The following is a 14,205-nucleotide window of genomic DNA, read 5'->3' on the forward strand; positions in this document are numbered from 1 at the left end:
CCAAAAAGAGCCTATTTCTTGTACCAGTAGGTGCGGCGCAGATTCTTCGGAATGGACTTGCCCACGTTGCAGTTCTCCAGTGCGGAGTTGCACGGGGGCTCCTGGCTCGGATCCTTGCCAGGCAGGCCGCAGCCGATGCAGAACTTTTCCTGGCTGGTGGTCGTGGTGCCGTCCGCATTCCGGCTCACGATGTTGATGATGCCGGTCACGGCACTCGGAGGCATGCCGCCGCCGGCCAGGACATTGGAGGCCCTGGACCCGTCGAACGGGCTCACGGCATAGGCCTTGGCTTCACCGAGGTTTGCCGCGCAGGTCTTGCTGCGATCGACGGGCCGGTTCGTCGCAAAGAAGATCTGGCCGTTCACCGCAAGGGGAGCGTTGACGCCCTTCTCGCCGGTCGCGAACCCGACGTAGAAGCCCTTCTTGCTGCTGGCATCGACATAGAGCTCGCTGGCGATGTTCTCGAGGTCGTTCGGGACGACGTTCTGCGTGCTCGGTGCTCCAACCGGGGCGCCGACCGTGGTGCCCAGGTCCTTGACCATGAAGAAGCGGTCCTTGACGTTGTACGAGGATCCGGTCGCCAGGTTCCTCAACGGGTGCTCGCGGTCACCCGAACTGATCGACAGCATCTCGTAGGAGCCGACCTCGCCCGCCTTGTGGACGCTCAGCACAGAGGGTGGGTAGAAGAACTTGCGCGGCGTGGTTCCGCTGGCACAGACCCCGCTCTCGCAACCCAGTTGCGCGACGCGGGTCACCTTCCAGGTACTCACCGCACCGGCCACGTCGGCGCGCCACAGGTTGCCGCCCATGTCGCCGAAATAGAACTTGTCCGTCCGGCCATTGCCGTCCCGGTCGACGAAACCGATTTCCGAAGGAATCGACCAGTTCATCTCCGGGACGTTGCGGCAGGTCGCCAAGGCCGCACTGCAGCTTCGGCTGGCCGACCAGATCAGCGCGCCGGTCCGGGCATTGATCACGAACAGCCCGCGGCCCATCGTGTCGGCGGCCGGCGGCTCGCTATCCTGGGCCGTGTCGTAGCCGGCCCCGAACACCAGGACGGGCACCGGCCGGGGCGGATCGGAGGCATCGTTCAGGTCCTGCAGCACGGTCAGGCGCGGCCGCGACCAAGTCTGGCCGAGCTCCTCGAAGCCGACGTCATCGCTGCTGATCCGCCAGAGCACCTTGGGGTCGGTCGGCGTGCTGACGTCCACTGCGTACAGGAAGCGGCCGCCGCGGCGCATGGTCAGGTACAGGACCGCCTTGTCGATCGTCCCGTCGGCCTTGAGCGTCTGGTAGGCGCCGGTCGGCCCGTCGACGAAGTAGTTCTTCGGTCGAGCCGTGCTCAGGAAGGACTCCGGCAGCTTCAATTCCGGCGAGTTCACGCGCAACCGGTTCAGCAGGGTGTAGTGCTCCGGAAGGACCAGGCCCCAGAGCTCGCCGCCCGCGGGCACGGACCCGATCGCATCGGTCTCATTGCCGTTGATGGCCCGGAACACGCCGTCGTTCGAACCGTAGAAGACCACGATGCCGCGTGAATCGCCGTAGTTGACCACCAGGGGGCGCGAGTGCAGCACGTCGCCGTGGATCGACTGCCGGACGGTGACGGTCGAACCCGGCCCCTTCTCGTCCCCCTGGTTGTCCATTCCGCGCACCCACTTCACGACGGTGTCGCGGTCGGGCGGCGTCGAGCCGCTGTAGACCTGCATGTTGGTGCCGGTGGCCGGCGTGGCCGGCGTCAGCGCCACCGGCCCGAAGGTCGCGCTGGTGCAGGACGCGTTGGCACAGGTGATCGTCCACTTCCCGAGGTAATCCGACTCGCTGCTCAAGGCCGTGCCCACGGCCGAGATGCTGACCTCCTTCGTCGCCCCCACCGCGACACCGAACAGGTTGGCCGTCAGGTTGCCCACGGTCGCGGTCGTGCCGCTGCGCGTGATCGAGCCGGCCGGAACATTGACGCTGCCCACCCCTGCCGGTGAGACGGTCATGCCTGCGCCGGCTGCCGTGACGGCCGGCGAAATCACCACCTTGTAGCTGGCCGACGTGCAGCCCGTGTTCTTGCAGGTGATCGTGACGTCGCGGTTACCGTCCGTGAAGGCGTCCTCGTTCACGGCGGTGCCGCCCGACTTGGAGATCCGGACCACCTTGGTGTCGCCCGCTACGGCGCCGAACTTGCTCGAGGTGAGACCGGTGATCGTCGCCGTGCCGGTCGCAGCAGTCCCAGTGCGGGCAATGTTTCCGGCAACGATGGTCGTGGCCGTGGTGGTATCGGGTTCGATCGTGCCGAAGGCGCCGCCCAATTTGTCGACGGAATTGCCCAGCCCGGTGATGGTGAAGGTGGTCGGGGTCGGGACCGAGGCGATCGTGAAGGTGCCACCGTACTTGCTGCCGTTGGGCAGTCCGGAGATCTTGATCGTCTGTCCGGCGTGCAGGTTGTGGCTGCCGCCCTTGGTGTCACCGTTGATCTGACCGGCGGCGGGATTGGTCAGCTCCACGTAGGTCAGCGGAGGGTTGGCGGTCGGGCTGAGCGTGACATGGTAGCTGTTCGCGTTCGAGGCGGGCGGCTCGATGGCGATGCGGAAGGTCAGGGTGTCGCCAGAAGCGCTTTCGGGTCTGCCCGAGAAGTTGAACTGGGGCGGCGTGGCGCCCGTGATGACGATGTCGGATGCAGTGGTGAAGCCGTGCACTGCCGCGGTCCTGACCGTAACCAGCTCTTCGTTCGCCGTGCTGGTGTCGTTGCTGCTGCGGGACATGGACGCGATCGGCATGGACGTGCCGGAGACGGTCGCGATGGTGTACGTCCCCTGCGATGGCGTCGTCGGGTAATCGGGCAGCCCGGTGATGGTGAACGTCGTCGAGCCGTTGACCGTGGTCGCCGTCAGGGTCTGGGTCACGTTGTATTCGGTCTGCGTCGCGTTGCTGATCGTGATCGTGCTCCCGCTGGTGAACCCGTGATTCCCGCTGGTGGTCACCAAGGCGTTGGTGCCGGTACGGACGATCGAGGCGATCGGCACGGAAGTGGCCGAACCGAAGGCGTTGAACGCAATGGCGGCGTTGGCGGTGGAGAAGTCGTTGGCAGGGTCCGTCAACGACGAAACGCAGGAAGTGCCGGCCGGACAGTAGGTGTAGAGCCGCCGCGGGTTGCTGGAGGTATTCCCGGCACCCGAGAAGGTGGACGTCAGGCTGGCCAGGCGCAGCTGCTGGGCGACGCCGCCCTTTTCCACCACCTCGCCATCGGGCTTGTCGAACGGCCCCTTGGGCGTGCCCTTCGGGTCGTTCACGAAGAAGCCGCCGAGGTTGTCGGGCGCGGTCGTGGTGTCCTTGCTGGTCCACAGGCTCACGGCCGTCGGGCTGAGAAAGCCCGTTCCCGCCGAGCTGATCGCCGGGTTGCCGTCGGCATCGCCCATCACCAGGTTGCCCGCCGAGCTGCGCACCAGCTTGTACTGCTTGAGGTTGCCCATCCAGCGGGGCGCGGCGGTGGCGTCGGGACGGAACATGCCGAGGAAGATCTGGTTCAGGAAGCTGCCCTCGGCGTTGACGCTGACGGGAAGGCTGGCGGAAGAGAACACGCTGTTGACGGCCTGGACCTCGTTGAGGATGGTGGCCAGGGCAGTCAATAGCTCGGAGACGTTGCTCGATTTGAAATGCTTGCCCCGGCCGTACTTGGCCATGGTGGTCAACAGGGCCGAATACGCCGCCGTACAGGTCTGGTCGTTGGTGATGCCGACGGTGTAGGTGATGATGTTCTGGCTGCCCTCGGCATCACCGGCGCCGCCGTCCTGCTCGTACATCAGCCGCGCCCACTCGTCGGCCCAGTTCTTGTTCCAGGAGCTGGCGCTGGTGCCTGGCGCCATGCTCGTGACCTGGCAAGTCGCCGGGTTGAACGCCACGCTTTCGAAGATTTCGCGCCGCTGGTCCTCGGTCGCACCGACCTGGGCGGACGTGAGCCCGTTCGCACCGTCGAAGGGGGACGGGCTCTCGCCGGTCGCCGGCTCCTTTTCCGTGTTGGCGATGTAGATGATGAAGTTCTTCTGGCAACCGGTTCCCAGCAGGGAAGTCGGATAGCTCATGCCCGACATGCCGGTCTTGCCGTTGAAGTAGGCCCAGGCCTCCTGCATCATGGACCCGGGCAGCGCCGTATTGACCTTGACATTGAAGCGATTGGCGTCGTTCTGGCCGTTGTCCGTCCAGGACTTGATGAACCGCACCAGGCTGGCCTTGTCGGTGGCCGTCATCAGGGTGAGCTTGCGCACCAGGCAGCCGCCCAGGTCGCTCGGGCACGTCTCGTGGTAGGCACGGTCGCCCGGCGCGCGGACGTCGTTCGCGAAGTCGTTGCCGTTGGACACCAGGACACCGATGTTCATCGAGCCGTCCGGCAGCGAGCCGATCGCGTCGACCAGCGCGCATTGCAGGATGCCCGCGCCCGTGCTCGTGCCCAGCGAAGGCGGCTCCGTGGTGCCGCCGTAGGCGGCGCATCCGATCTTGGCATTCGCGCTGAAGTTGGCGCCGTTGTCGATGACGAACAGCACGTTCGGCACGCCGGCCGTGGAGGCGTTGTCGACGTAGATGTCGATGTCCTCGGCACGCAGCCCGGCCGAGAAGCCGGCCAGCGCCAGTGCGAGGGCGAACAGGAATCCCTGAATCTTCTTCATGCGAGAGCTCCATGGGGCGCAAGCCCCCGACAAATCACGGACAGGTGACGTGTGCGCCAACCCGCACCGCGACCCCTTGCAGCACCGTGACCTTGGCCCCCGTGGCGGCATCGGCCACCGAGGCGCTGACGTCCCATTGCTGGTCCTTGCAGGCGGTCGGGGCATTGGTCAGGTTCCCGCTCGCGTCCAGCAGCTTCTCCGTGTCGGCTCCCTCGAAGCACGCCTGGTCGGCCGCCTTGGTCGGGTCGAGGTCCGAGTTGTTGATGTTCTTGGTGAAGACGCAGCCCGGCTTCTCCACCGCGGCCTTGTAGGTCGCGCCGCCGGTGGACACGTTCACCGCTGCCACGGCCTCGATGGTGCTGAGGTTCTCCGAGTCGACCATCTCCTGCACCTTCGACTCCAGCGCCAGCTGGGCGGCTGCAGTCGCCTCCGTCTCGGACTGGACGTTGCCGACGATCTTCAGGTTGACCGTCGAGAAGCGGATGGCCGATATCACCAGCAAGCTCAGCACGATGAGCATGACCAGGGCGACGATGAGCGTCATGCCCGCCTGCCTGCGCGACGTCATGGCAACCTCCTGGCGCTGGGGTTGACCAGCCGCACCGACTGCACGAAGGCGTGGCGCCGGAAACCGTCGTTGGTGGCCGCGGTCGTGCCGGCGGTGCCCATCGCGTAAGTCTTGGCGTCCTGGTAGGACGGACTGGTTTCGGTGCTCCTCACCAGCAGCTGCAGCTTCACGGTCATGACGTTGGGCCAATCGGCCAGGGCAAAGGCCGCGCCATCCACGTCGGCGCCATTGGGCACGCCATCGCCGTCGGTATCCACGCCGTAGTCGACCTGCAGGTTCTCCACCCCCTCGGCGAGGGTGATCGCGGCGCCCAGCGCCGGCCCTTCCACCAGTTCGCGCATCTTGAGCGAGGGCGTGGTGTCGGCGTTGCTCCCGCTGCAGACGCTGCAGTCGGTGACGTAGAAGATCCTCACGACCATCTTGCGCACCGTCGCCATGGACGTCTTGTCCTTCTTCTTCAGCGTGAACGATGCGGCGTGGTTGCCGCCGACGTCCAGCTCGTGCGTGAAGGAGGATCCCGCCGCGGCCAGGCCCGTCTGGAGGAACACCCGGGTGGCATTGGCGCCGTTGGCGAGCTTCGTGATGTCGACGGCCCCGGCCGTCTCCACGTCGCTGCTGTCGGGATCCACCCGGCGCACCACCAGGATGTCGGTGCCCGGTCGCAGGTTGTTCAGGCATCCCGGCGCAGCGGGCGGCACCGGCGCAGCCACCGGGTTGTAGCCGGCCTTTGCCGCCGGGGGATTGGGGGTGTAGCCCTGGACGTGCAGTCCCATCGCCGATTTCAGGTCGGCTACCGCGACGCTGCAGGGGTCGGGCAAGGCACCGGGCACCGCCGGCGCCGCGCTCAGCTCGCCCCAGTAGCCGGCCATCTGGATTTCCTCGGCCATGACGCGGACCGCATAGCGGCCGTTCTCGATCAGGCGGCCGGAGCGGTCGACCTCGGCGCGGGCGCCGCTCTGGTCGGCGATCAGCGTCGCCATGGCCGCCACGATCAGCATGCCGATGGCGACCGAGACCATGAACTCGATCAGGGTCAGGCCCCGTTGCCGGGTCCGCGCGAAAGCCGGAGGACGATGCATGCTCAGGTCGATGTGGAAGGCAGGATGGTCACGCTGACGGCGCGCCGCTGGGCATCGTCGGCACCGTAGGAGCCCTGGCCGCAGGTGATGCCGGCCGGCGGCGCGCCGACCGTCTGGCTACCCTGCCAGACCACGGCGACCTGGAAGACGCCGGTCGCCGCATCCTTGGTGATGCAGCCGCGCGCCCCCAGCATGGCGCCGACGTTGCTGCCACCGGACACCTCGGCGCTGCCCAGCAGCAGGGACTTCCACTCGGTCAGGTCCTGGGTGGCACGGGTCTTCTGGTCCGCGGTGCCCACGCCGCAGGCGCTGGCGTCCGGGACGGCGTTGTTCCCGGTGCCCATGGCCGCGGCCTGCACGTAGCAGTCGGCCGCAACCCGATTGGTGTTGATGCGGGCCACCATGTCCTGGACCAGCAACAGCGCCTGAACGCGCTGGTAGGACTCCAGCTGCGCGCGCTGGCTCTGGACCATGACGCCGATCAGCCCGAGCAGGCCGAACATCAGGATCAGCAGGGAAACCAGGATCTCGATCAGGGTGGCGCCCCGCTGGCTGCGCCGGGGCGGAAGGCGGCGGGCGCGGACGACGCTCAGCATGCTGCGGACCTCGTGGAAGGTATTCCCGTGAGATCGATCGTCACGCAGCGCACGGCGGTGCTGCCGGTGAGCTCGAAAGTGGTAGTGGCCGCTACGCGTCCCACGGCGTTGAATTCGAGACTTGGCAACGGCCCCTCGATCGTCACGCCGACCGCATCCTGCTTGAGCAGGGTCGTGGCGCCGTCCTTGACGGTCCACCCGTTCTCCCACGCACCACCGACCGGCGCCAGGGTGATGGATTTGTTCCGCTTGATCGCCTCGCTGCGGGTCATCAGGAGCGCTGCCGCAACGTCGAAAGCCGCCGACTTGACCCGCTGGGTGTCCATGAACTGCCGGAAAGAGGGGACGCCCAGGCCCAGCAACGCGGCGATCAGGGTGACGGTGACCATCAGTTCGATCAGCGTGAAGCCCCGCTGATACCGCAACGGCTGGCTGCCGGTCCAGGACATGCGCCGCTTCACCAGCAACCCGTTCCGGATCCGGACTTGCCCTTCACGCCGGTGTTGTCGTACGTGAGGGTTCCGCAAGCGCTGTCGGCCGATGCCTGGCTGCCCTGGGGCGTGGCCGTGACGGTGTACGTCGGCGGCGTGGCGGCATTGTCTGCCGCGATCGTGACGATGTAGTTGCCGGGCACGTCCGATGGCAGGCTGATGCCCTTGGCGGTCCACTCGGCCGCCGTGCCGGTGGGGATGGCGAAGTAGCTGCGCGCGTTGAGCATGTGCTGCTCCTGCTTGCTGCTGACGCCGAGCATGAACGACTGCACTGCCGCCCGCTTGGCCTTGGCAACGTACCGGGTGTACGAGGGGTAGGCCACCGCCGCGAGGATCCCGATGATGGCCACGGTGATCATCAGTTCGATCAGGGTGAAACCCCGGCTCTTCCTCTTTCTCATGGACGGCTCTCCTCCTCCGGGCGCTGCTTTTCTTTTTTCGGGCAACCGGAACATAGCGCGGCGCCCCGCCCCTGCCACCGCCAGCCCGACAACCGGTCAATGGCACCAGCCAAGTGGCTGGGGCCGATGACACAACCGGTCAATGGCACCAGCCAAGTGGCTGGGGCCGGTGACACATTCCGTTCATGCAGCGGACAGGTGGCGCGCGCGCAATGGCGGACAATCCGCCGATGCCCCCGCAGGACCCCATGCAGCATGCGCTGGCCCTGGCACGCCGCTCGGTCGGCCTGTCCGAGCCCAACCCGCGCGTCGGCTGCGTGCTGGTGGCGCCGGACGGTTCGGTGGTTGGGCAGGGCCATACCCAGGAAGCCGGCGGTCCCCATGCCGAGATCGTCGCCTTGCGCGACGCCGCCGCCGCGGGCCGCAGCAGCCGGGGCGCCACCGCCTACGTGACGCTGGAGCCTTGCTCCCACCACGGACGCACCGGCCCCTGCTGCGACGCCTTGATCGCCGCCGGCATCGCCAGGGTGGTCGCGGCGACCGGCGACCCCAACCCGCGGGTCGGCGGCCGCGGCTTCGAGCGCCTGCGCGCGGCCGGCATCGAGGTGCAGGTGGGGCCGGGCGAGGCGCAGAGCCGCGAGTTGAACCCCGGCTTCTTCGCGCGCATGGAGCGCGGCACGCCCTGGGTGCGCCTGAAGGTGGCGGCCTCGCTGGACGGCCGCACGGCGCTGGAGGATGGCCGCAGCCAGTGGATCACGGCGCAGGCGGCGCGCGCCGACGGCCATGCGTGGCGCGCGCGGGCCGGCGCGGTGCTCACCGGCATCGGCACCGTGCTGCAGGACGACCCGCTGCTGGACGTGCGGCTGGCACCCACGACCCGCCAGCCCCCGCTCGCGCTGGTCGACAGCCGGCTGGAGGTGCCGCTTTCGGCACGCCTGTTCGGCCCGGCGCGGAAGGTCTGGATCTACACCGCGCAGCCGCCCTCCCCCCGTTGGCTGGAACTGCAGGAGCGCGGCGCCGAAGTGGTCTCCCTGCCCGGCGCGGGCGGCAAGGTCGACCTGGCCGCCCTGCTGCACCACCTGGCCGCGCGCGAGGTCAACGAGCTGCACGTCGAGGCCGGCCACAAGCTCAATGGCTCGCTGCTGCGCGAAGGCCTGGTCGACGAGTTGCTGGTGTACCTGGCTCCCAGGCTGATCGGACCGGGCCAGCCGATGGCGAACCTCGCGCCGCTGGCGGGCCTGGCGGACGCGCTGCCGCTGCAGTTCACCTCGGTGGAAAAGGTCGGCGACGACCTGCGGGTGCTGGCCCGGGTGGCCGGCCCCGGCAAGCGCGCCGCCGTCCCCGTGCAGTCCGGAGCAGGACTGACGGGGATGCGAAAATAGCGGGATGTTCACCGGAATCATCACCGGCGTGGGGCGCATCGTCGCCGTCCAGGACCTCGGCGCCAGCCGTCAGCACGGCAAGCGCATCACCGTCGAGGCACCCGCCGGCTACCTGGAGGACGTGGGCCTGGGCGACAGCATCGCCCTCAACGGCGCCTGCATGACCGTCACCACCCTGGCCGCCGACCGCTCCCGCTTCGCCGTGGACCTCTCGGCGGAATCGCTGGACAAGACCAGCGGCCTCGACCGGCCCGGCCCCGTCAACCTCGAAAAGGCCCTGCGCGCGCACGATCGCCTGGGCGGCCATATCGTGTCGGGGCACGTCGACGGCGTCGGCGCCGTCACCCGGTTCGAGCCGGTCGGCGAAAGCCATGAGCTGCGCATCCTCGCGCCGGCTTCGCTCGGCCGGTACCTGGCCTACAAGGGCTCGGTGGCCGTCAACGGCGTCAGCCTGACCGTCAACACCGTGCAGGACGGCGCAGACGGCTGCGAACTCAGCATCAACCTCATCCCCCACACCGTGCAGAACACCGCCTTGCATGCGCTGCGACCCGGCAGCCGCGTCAACCTCGAGATCGACCTGATCGCCCGCTACGTCGAGCGCATGCTGGGTGCCGGCGCCCAGGCGACGAAGGAGCCCGCATGAAGACCGACGCCGCCATCGCACCCGTCGAGGAGATCGTCGCCGAGCTGAAGGCCGGGCGCATCGTGATCCTGGTCGACGAGGAGGACCGCGAGAACGAGGGCGACCTGGTCCTGGCCGCCGAGCACGTCACGCCCGAGGCGATCAACTTCATGGCGCGCTTCGGCCGCGGGCTGGTCTGCCTGACGCTGACGCGCGAGCACTGCGAGCGGCTGCACCTGCCGCCCATGGTGGCGCGCAACGGCACCAAGATGGGCACCGCCTTCACCGTCTCCATCGAGGCGGCCGAGGGCGTGACCACCGGCATCTCCGCCGCCGACCGTGCGCGCACCGTGCAGGCGGCGGTCGCGCGCAACGCCAGCCCGCGCGACCTGGTCCAGCCCGGCCACATCTTCCCGCTGCAGGCGGTCGAGGGTGGCGTGCTCATGCGCGCCGGCCACACAGAGGCCGGCTGCGACCTCGCCGGCATGGCCGGCCTGACGCCCGCCGCCGTGATCTGCGAGATCATGAAGGACGACGGCACCATGGCGCGGCTGCCGGACCTGCAGGCCTTCGCCGCGGAGCACGGCCTGAAGATCGGCACCATCGCCGACCTGATCGAGTACCGCAGCCGCACCGAGTCGCTGGTGCGCAAGGTCGGCTCGCGGGTGCTGCAGACGCCCTGGGGCCGCTTCGTCGCCCATGCCTGGCAGGACCAGCCCAGCCAGGGCCTGCACCTGGCGCTGGTGCTGGGCGACTGGTCGCCGGACGAATCCGTTCCGGTGCGCGTGCACGAGCCCCTGTCGGTGCTGGACGCGCTGGAGACGGGCCGCTCCATGCACTCCTGGAGCCTGGACGCCAGCCTGCAGCACATCGCCCGCACCGGCAAGGGCGTGGCGGTGCTCCTCAATTGCGGCGAGTCGGCCGACCAGCTGCTGGCGCAGTTCGAAGGCACGGCGCGACCGGCGCAGGCGCCCGAGCGCGGCCGCATGGACCTGCGCACCTACGGCATCGGCGCGCAGATCCTGCGCGACTGCGGCGTGCAGCGCATGACGCTGCTGGGCAAGCCGCGCCGCCTGCCCAGCATGGCCGGCTACGGACTCGAAATCACCGGGCACCTGGCCCCGCAGCAATCCCGATAAGGACATCCATGTTTGGCGCTGAGAAAGGCAAGGCCGACCGGCTGGACGGCAAGGGCCTGTGCATAGGCATCGTGCAGGCGCGCTTCAACGAAGGCATCACCAACGCCCTGGCGCAGGCCTGCAAGGGCGAGCTGGCGCGGCTGGGCGTGGAAGCCGGCGACATCGACCACTTCTTCGTCCCCGGCGCGCTGGAAATCCCGGTGGCGCTGCAGGCGCTGGCCGAGAAGGGCCGCTACGACGCGCTGGTCGCCCTGGGCTGCGTGATCCGCGGCGAGACCTACCACTTCGAGCTGGTGGCCAACGAATCGGCCGCTGGCGTCAGCCGGGTGGCGCTGGACTACCAGTTGCCGGTCGCCAACGCCGTCCTCACCACCGAGAACCTGGACCAGGCGGTCGCCCGCCAGACGGAAAAAGGCGTGGACGCTGCCCGCGTGGTGGTGGAGATGGCCAACCTGCTGGACGCGATCTGATGACCGGGGAACGAAAGACGGCGACTGCGAAGGCGGTGCCCGGCCGAACGGCCACCGGCGCCCGCAAGGCCTCCGCCAAGTCGGCACGCAGCCGCGCGCGCGAGTTCGCGCTGCAGGCCCTGTACCAGCACCTGGTCGGGCGCAACGACGCCGCCTCCGTGGACCAGTTCACGCGCGGGCTGGCGGGCTTCCACAAGGCCGATTCGGTGCACTACGACGCGCTGCTGCACGGCTGCATCGAGCAGGCGCAGGAACTCGACGCGCTGATCGTGCCGCTGCTGGACCGCAAGCTGCCCGAGATCTCGCCGATCGAGCACGCGGTGATGTGGATCGGCGCCTGGGAATTCCGGCACGCGCTGGACGTGCCCTGGCGCGTGGTGATCAACGAGTGCATCGAGCTGGCCAGGGAGTTCGGCGGCACCGACGGCCACAAGTACGTCAACGGCGTGCTCAACGGGCTGGCGCCCCAGCTGCGCGCCGCCGAGGTCGAGAACGACCGCGCCGCCGGGAAGGCACGCCCGTGAGCCTGCGCATTTCCAGGCGCGCCGGGCGCATCGAACCCTTCTACGTGATGGAAGTGGCCAAGGCCGCCACGCAACTGGCGCGCGAGGTGTCGCGCAGCGACCGCCCGATGGTCTTCCTCAACATCGGCGAGCCGGATTTCACCGCGCCGCCGCTGGTGCAGGAGGCGGCCGAACGCGCCATCCGCGCCGGCGCCACCCAGTACACGCAGGCGACCGGCCTGGATGCCCTGCGCGAGCGCATCAGCGACTGGTATCGCCGGCGGTTCGAGCTGGAGGTGCCGGCCTCGCGCATCGTGGTCACCGCCGGCGCCTCGGCGGCGCTGCAACTGGCCTGCCTGGCCCTGATCGAGGCCGGCGACCAGGTGCTGATGCCGGACCCCAGCTACCCCTGCAACCGCCACTTCGTCAGCGCGGCCGAGGGCGAAGCCGTGCTGGTGCCGACCACCGCGGCCGAGCGCTTCCAGCTGTCGGCGGCCGCGGTCCAGGCGAACTGGAACGAACGCACCCGCGGCGTGCTGCTGGCGTCGCCTTCCAACCCCACGGGCACGTCCATCGAGCCCGATGAACTGCGCCGCATCCACGAGGTGGTGCGCTCGCGCGGCGGCATCACGCTGGTCGACGAGATCTACCTGGGCCTGAGCTACGAGGAGCGCTTCGGCCACTCGGCGCTGGCGCTGGGCGACGACGTGGTCAGCATCAACAGCTTCTCCAAGTACTTCAACATGACCGGCTGGCGCCTGGGCTGGCTGGTGGCGCCGCAGGAGCTGGTGCCGGTGCTGGAGCGGCTGGCGCAGAACCTGTTCATCTGCCCCAGCACCGTGGCGCAGTACGCGGCGCTGGCCTGCTTCGAGCCGGACAGCATCGCCGAATACGAACGGCGGCGGGCGGAATTCAGGGCCCGGCGCGACTGGTTCATCCCGGCGCTGGACGAACTCGGGCTGAGCGTGCCGGTGGTGCCGGATGGCGCCTTCTACGCGTGGGCCGATTGCTCGGCCTGGTGCCGGGCGCTGGGCGTTCCGGGCAGCTGGGAGCTGGCGTTCCGGATCATGGAGCAGGCCCACGTGGCAGTGACGCCCGGGCGCGATTTCGGCAGCGCCGATGCGCGGCGGTTCGTCCGCTTCTCCACGGCCAGCAGCATGGAGCACCTGCAGGAAGCGGCGCGGCGGCTGCGGGAGATGGCGCCCTGATGGCGGCCCCTTTCAGCTGGCCGATCCGGGTCTACTGGGAAGACACCGATGCCGGTGGCATCGTCTTCTACGCCAACTACCTGAAGTTCTTCGAGCGTGCCCGCACCGAGTGGCTGCGCTCGATGGGCATCGGGCAGGCGCACCTGGGCGAGCGCACCGGCGGCATGTTCGTGGTGTCGGAGACGGCGGTGCGCTACCTGCGACCGGCCCGGCTGGACGATGAACTTCGCGTCACGGCCGAGCTCACAGAAGCAGGCCGCGTTGCCATGACCCTGCGCCAGCAAGCTCTTCAACACGCCGGCGGCGAGCTGCTCGCCGAAGGAACCATCCGCATCGGCTGGGTCGACGCAGCCACGCTTCGGCCTGCCAGAATCCCGCCCGTGATCCTGCAGACACTGAACACACGATGAATCAAGACCTCTCGATCCTGCAACTGGTGCTGGGGGCCAGCTGGGTCGTCCAACTGGTGATGCTGCTGCTGGTGGTGGTGTCCGTCGCCAGCTGGGCGGCCATCTTCGGCAAGCTGTTCTCCCTGCGGCGCGTCAAGTCCCTCAACGAGGACTTCGAGCGCGACTTCTGGTCCGGCACCAGCCTGAACGAGCTGTTCGCCAATGCCGCCCAGAACGCCCGCAGCGCCGGCCCGATGGAGCGCATCTTCGCCAGCGGCATGCGCGAGTACCAGAAGCTGCGCGAGCGCCGCATCCAGGACCCCGGCACGGTGCTGGACGGCGCCCGCCGGGCCATGCGCGCCAGCTACCAGCGCGAAGTCGACGCCGTCGAATCGCACCTGTCCTTCCTGGCTTCGGTCGGTTCGGTGTCGCCGTACGTGGGCCTGTTCGGCACCGTGTGGGGCATCATGCACGCCTTCACCGGCCTGGCCAGCCTGACCCAGGTCACGCTGGCCACGGTGGCGCCCGGCATCGCCGAGGCCCTGGTGGCCACGGCCATCGGCCTGTTCGCCGCCATTCCCGCGGTGGTGGCCTACAACCGCTTCGCCCGCGACATCGACCGCGTCGCCATCCGGCTGGAGACCTTCATCGAGGAGTTCTCCAACATCCTGCAGCGCAACCTCAGCGCCGCGGCGGCCCACTGAG

Annotated in this window: 14 protein-coding genes; 8 read left to right on the forward strand and 6 right to left on the reverse strand. The window is 68.7% G+C overall.

The window, feature by feature from the left end:
• Positions 1-11 precede the first annotated feature (11 nt).
• From V6M57_RS09050 to V6M57_RS09075, 6 genes are read right to left on the reverse strand one after another with little or no spacing between them, the layout of a single operon-like run.
• Positions 12-4,709, reverse strand: coding sequence for a PilC/PilY family type IV pilus protein (locus V6M57_RS09050; RefSeq protein WP_332814655.1), 4,698 nt, complete (start codon positions 4,707-4,709; stop codon positions 12-14).
• On the reverse strand, positions 4,684-5,217 hold the full coding sequence (locus V6M57_RS09055) for a pilus assembly PilX family protein (RefSeq protein ID WP_332814656.1): 534 nt from the start codon (positions 5,215-5,217) through the stop codon (positions 4,684-4,686). The genes V6M57_RS09050 and V6M57_RS09055 overlap by 26 nt, the downstream gene beginning before the upstream one ends.
• Entirely contained in the window at positions 5,214-6,296 is a 1,083-nt protein-coding gene (locus V6M57_RS09060) for a PilW family protein (RefSeq protein ID WP_332814657.1), read from the reverse strand. Before V6M57_RS09060 ends, V6M57_RS09055 begins: the two co-directional genes overlap by 4 nt.
• Before the next feature lie 2 nt (positions 6,297-6,298).
• Positions 6,299-6,892: a type IV pilus modification protein PilV gene (gene pilV / locus V6M57_RS09065; RefSeq protein WP_332814658.1), complete on the reverse strand. Its 594-nt coding sequence runs from the start codon at positions 6,890-6,892 to the stop codon at positions 6,299-6,301.
• Positions 6,886-7,341, reverse strand: a complete 456-nt coding sequence (locus V6M57_RS09070) for a GspH/FimT family pseudopilin (protein WP_332814659.1) — start codon at positions 7,339-7,341, stop codon at positions 6,886-6,888. The genes pilV and V6M57_RS09070 overlap by 7 nt, the downstream gene beginning before the upstream one ends.
• Before the next feature lie 8 nt (positions 7,342-7,349).
• Positions 7,350-7,784 carry a type IV pilin protein gene (locus tag V6M57_RS09075; protein ID WP_332814660.1) on the reverse strand — a complete coding sequence of 145 codons (435 nt, stop codon included), beginning with the start codon at positions 7,782-7,784 and terminating at the stop codon, positions 7,350-7,352.
• 230 nt (positions 7,785-8,014) lie between these two features.
• Between V6M57_RS09075 and ribD the strand changes: the two genes are divergently transcribed.
• The 8 genes from ribD to tolQ are packed head-to-tail and all read left to right on the forward strand — an operon-like array spanning position 8,015 to position 14,204.
• Positions 8,015-9,166 (forward strand): bifunctional diaminohydroxyphosphoribosylaminopyrimidine deaminase/5-amino-6-(5-phosphoribosylamino)uracil reductase RibD, encoded by a 1,152-nt coding sequence (gene ribD, locus V6M57_RS09080; protein ID WP_332814661.1) that lies wholly within the window; start codon positions 8,015-8,017, stop codon positions 9,164-9,166.
• Between the two features lie 4 nt (positions 9,167-9,170).
• A complete protein-coding gene (locus V6M57_RS09085; RefSeq protein ID WP_332814662.1) occupies positions 9,171-9,812 on the forward strand; it encodes a riboflavin synthase in 642 nt (213 codons plus the stop codon).
• Positions 9,809-10,930: a bifunctional 3,4-dihydroxy-2-butanone-4-phosphate synthase/GTP cyclohydrolase II gene (gene ribBA / locus V6M57_RS09090; protein ID WP_332814663.1), complete on the forward strand. Its 1,122-nt coding sequence runs from the start codon at positions 9,809-9,811 to the stop codon at positions 10,928-10,930. Before V6M57_RS09085 ends, ribBA begins: the two co-directional genes overlap by 4 nt.
• An 8-nt stretch (positions 10,931-10,938) precedes the next feature.
• Positions 10,939-11,400 carry a 6,7-dimethyl-8-ribityllumazine synthase gene (gene ribH, locus V6M57_RS09095; protein WP_332814664.1) on the forward strand — a complete coding sequence of 154 codons (462 nt, stop codon included), beginning with the start codon at positions 10,939-10,941 and terminating at the stop codon, positions 11,398-11,400.
• Positions 11,400-11,924, forward strand: coding sequence for a transcription antitermination factor NusB (gene nusB, locus V6M57_RS09100; protein WP_332814665.1), 525 nt, complete (start codon positions 11,400-11,402; stop codon positions 11,922-11,924). The genes ribH and nusB overlap by 1 nt, the downstream gene beginning before the upstream one ends.
• 2 nt (positions 11,925-11,926) lie before the next feature.
• The gene (locus tag V6M57_RS09105; RefSeq protein WP_332814687.1) at positions 11,927-13,111 is read left to right on the forward strand and encodes a pyridoxal phosphate-dependent aminotransferase; all 1,185 of its coding nucleotides are present in this window, start codon (positions 11,927-11,929) and stop codon (positions 13,109-13,111) included.
• Positions 13,111-13,521, forward strand: a complete 411-nt coding sequence (ybgC, locus tag V6M57_RS09110) for a tol-pal system-associated acyl-CoA thioesterase (protein ID WP_332814666.1) — start codon at positions 13,111-13,113, stop codon at positions 13,519-13,521. Before V6M57_RS09105 ends, ybgC begins: the two co-directional genes overlap by 1 nt.
• Complete coding sequence (tolQ, locus tag V6M57_RS09115; RefSeq protein ID WP_332814667.1) at positions 13,518-14,204, forward strand: protein TolQ; 687 nt, start codon at positions 13,518-13,520, stop codon at positions 14,202-14,204. Before ybgC ends, tolQ begins: the two co-directional genes overlap by 4 nt.
• Position 14,205 lies beyond the last annotated feature (1 nt).

Source organism: Ramlibacter sp., from assembly GCF_036676645.1.
Classification (GTDB): Bacteria; Pseudomonadota; Gammaproteobacteria; order Burkholderiales; family Burkholderiaceae_C; genus Ramlibacter.